Source organism: Pseudomonas sp. K5002 (genome assembly GCF_013386655.1).
GTDB lineage: Bacteria > Pseudomonadota > Gammaproteobacteria > Pseudomonadales > Pseudomonadaceae > Aquipseudomonas.
This window is the reverse complement of record NZ_JACARK010000928.1, coordinates 1-2,947: the sequence shown is the minus strand read 5'-3', so window position 1 is coordinate 2,947 and position 2,947 is coordinate 1. Positions and strand designations below refer to the sequence as shown.

The 2,947-nt window shown below is 63.6% G+C and carries 1 protein-coding gene; it reads right to left on the bottom strand.

What is annotated here, in order from left to right:
- The coding region (locus tag HX846_RS31135; RefSeq protein ID WP_256740162.1) for an amino acid adenylation domain-containing protein at positions 1-2,677 on the bottom strand (2,677 nt) is incomplete at its 3' end.
- Positions 2,678-2,947 lie beyond the last annotated feature (270 nt).

The window sequence follows — 2,947 nt, the reverse complement described above, 5'->3', positions numbered from 1 at the left end:
CGGCACCGCCGACGTACAACTCCCCGACTACGCCGCTCGGCACCGGTTCGCGGCGGGCGTCCAGCACATACAGTTGCAAGTCGGGAATGCGCACGCCAATCGGGCTCACGCCCACCCGCTGTGCATCCGCCGCCTCCAGGGCACGGTAGGTCACATGCACGGTGGTTTCGGTGATGCCATACATGTTGACCAACCGCGTACCGGCGTTGGTCACCCGGGCGTACCACGGCTTGAGAATCCCCGGTTCCAGGGCTTCACCGCCGAAGATCACCTGGCGCAGCGAGTGCAGTTGCTGGCTGCGGCCCTGCGCCGCGATCAACTGGCGGAACGCGCTCGGGGTCTGGTTGAGAATACTGACGCCGGCTTCGCACAGCAGTGCGTAACACTCGTCCGGCGAGCGGCTGACCAACTGCGGCACCACCAGCAACTGCCCGCCATGCATCAGCGCGCCCCAGATCTCCCACACGGAGAAGTCGAAGGCAAACGAGTGGAACAGCGCCCAGGTGTCATTGGCGTTGAACTTGAACCAATGCTCGGTGGCGCTGAACAGTCGCGCGACGTTGCGGTGTTCGATCATCACGCCCTTGGGCAGGCCGGTGGAGCCGGAGGTGTAGATCACATAGGCCAGGCTGGACGCGCTGATTGCAACGTTGGGGTTGACGATGGGCTCGTGCTGCAGGCTGTTGAGGTCGATCGACGTGACGTCGCCCACCAAGTGGCGGGTGTCGTCCTGCACCAGCACCGCCAGCGGCGCGCTGTCTTTCAGGGTGTAGGCGATACGGTCCAGCGGGTAGGCCGGATCGATCGGCACATAACCCGCCCCAGCCTTGAGAATCCCCAGCAGGCCAATGATCATTTCCAGCCCGCGTTCGACACAGATCGCCACCCGGTCGTCGGGGCGGATGCCATGCTTGAGCAGGCAATGCGCAACCTGGTTGGCGCGCTCGTTCAGCTCGCGGTAGCTCAGGTGTTCGTGTTCAAAGCGCAGCGCGATGGCTTCGGGATGGCTGGCGGCATGAGCTTCGACTTGCTGGTGGATCAGGGCTGAATCGGCGTAGTGCTGGGTGCTGGCGTTAAGGCCATGCAGCAGATGCTGGCGTTCGGCGGCAGGCAGGATGCCCAGGTTGTGCAACGGTGCATCTGGCGTTTGTTCCAGGGCCAGCACCAGGTTTTCCAGGGCGGTGTGCAGGTAACCGGCAATGCGCGTCGCGCCGATGGAGGCGTCCACCATCACGGTAAAGGCAAAGCCTTCGCCCAGGTCATCGACGTTGACCGTCAGCGGGTAGTTGGTGCGTTCTTCGGCGCCCAACACCTGGATGCCTTCGGCGATGTCGATCACCGCCTGGGTGTCCGAGGCATCGCTGTGACGGTAATTGAGGATGGCACTGAACAACGGCGTGGGTGCGGCCACACCGCTGCAACGCTGGGCCAGGGCCAGGGAGGCGTGTTCGTGATCGAGCAATTCGGTCAGGCGTTTATGGGTGGTTTGTACGCCCTCGCGCACGCTTTGTTCGCCTACATCTACCCGTAGCGGCAGGGTGTTGATGAACATGCCCAGGGCCTGGTCGGAGCCCTCGCCTGCGCCCATGCGGCCGAGCATCACGCTGCCAAATACCACGGCTTCGCGAGCGGAAACCTTGCCCAGCACCTGGGCCAGCGCCAGGTGCATCACGCTGGCCGGGCTGACACCCAACGGTCTTGCCTGGGCCCTTAGACGGCGACTTAGATCGCCGTCGACGGCAATGCGGGTTTCGTCGATGCCATGCCCGTCACCCTGAACATCCTGCAGGCCGAACGGCAGGGTTGGCTCGTCGATATCGGCCAGCATCTCGCGGAAGAACGCTTCGTGAGCCTGTTCGCTGACGCCATGGCGGACCTGGGCGATGTAGTTGCGAAACGGCACCGGTGCACTGGCGTGTTCGGTCTGGCCGGCGAGGTGCAGCTGGATCTCCCGGCGCACCACGTCGAGGGCGGTGTGGTCGAGGATGGTGTGGTGGAACAGCAGCATGGCGACCACACGCTGGTTGCGCGGGTCTTCGGCGAACACCAGGCGCAGCAGCGGTGCCTGGCCGAGGTCCATGCGGTAGTTGCGGGCGTCGTAGAGGGCTTGCAGTTGGGTCAGTACATCGCCGTCGAGGCGGGCTTCTTCGCAGACCAGGTAGGCTTTGCGCCAGACCACTTGCAGGGGTTCGTCGAGGCGTTCCCAGGCCATCGAGGTGCGCAGGATATCGTGGCGGTCGATGACCCATTGCAAGGCCTGGGCGAAGGTTTCAAGACGGGCACGGCTGTCGAACACGAACTGCGCGTGCAGCACGTAGGGGTCGCCCTGGTGCGCTGACAGATGGTGGTAGAGCATGCCTTCCTGGAGCGGCGCCAAGGGGTAGATATCCTGCACATTCGCCGCCCCGCCCGGGATCGCGGTGACGATGCGGTCGATGGCGGGTTGGTCGAGGTTGACCAGGGGCAGCATGTCCGGGGTGATGCGATAGGCCGGGCTGAGCCAGTCGCCGCCGTGTTGGGCGACGAGGTCGAGCAGTTGGGGTTTGTGGGCGATCAGTTGGTCCCATAGGGCGTCATCCAGCGCGTCGTCGTCACCCAGGATGATCAGGTCGCCTTCGTCCATTTGCAGGCGGATCGGGTGGGTGGAAAGAGCTGCCAGTAATTTGCTGAACTGCATGGGGTAACCTGCTTTTTTGAGTCGGATACGGTTGAGGAGAAAGTCCGTTTTCAGCTGTCGCGTAAGTGCCTGGGAGGCCCGGTTTAAAGCGCGGGCGCAGTCGTGGGCCGGGAGGCTTCCCGCAGGGTTGGGAAATTAGAGGATTCGGGGGGTGGGGGGTGACATGGGAAGCGGGGACAAAGCGGCTGGCGTGGGGGAACTTTCGTATTTGTTGGATGGGGGGCATATCCGTTATTTGGGTGATGGCTTCGATTGGTTCCGCTCTTACAG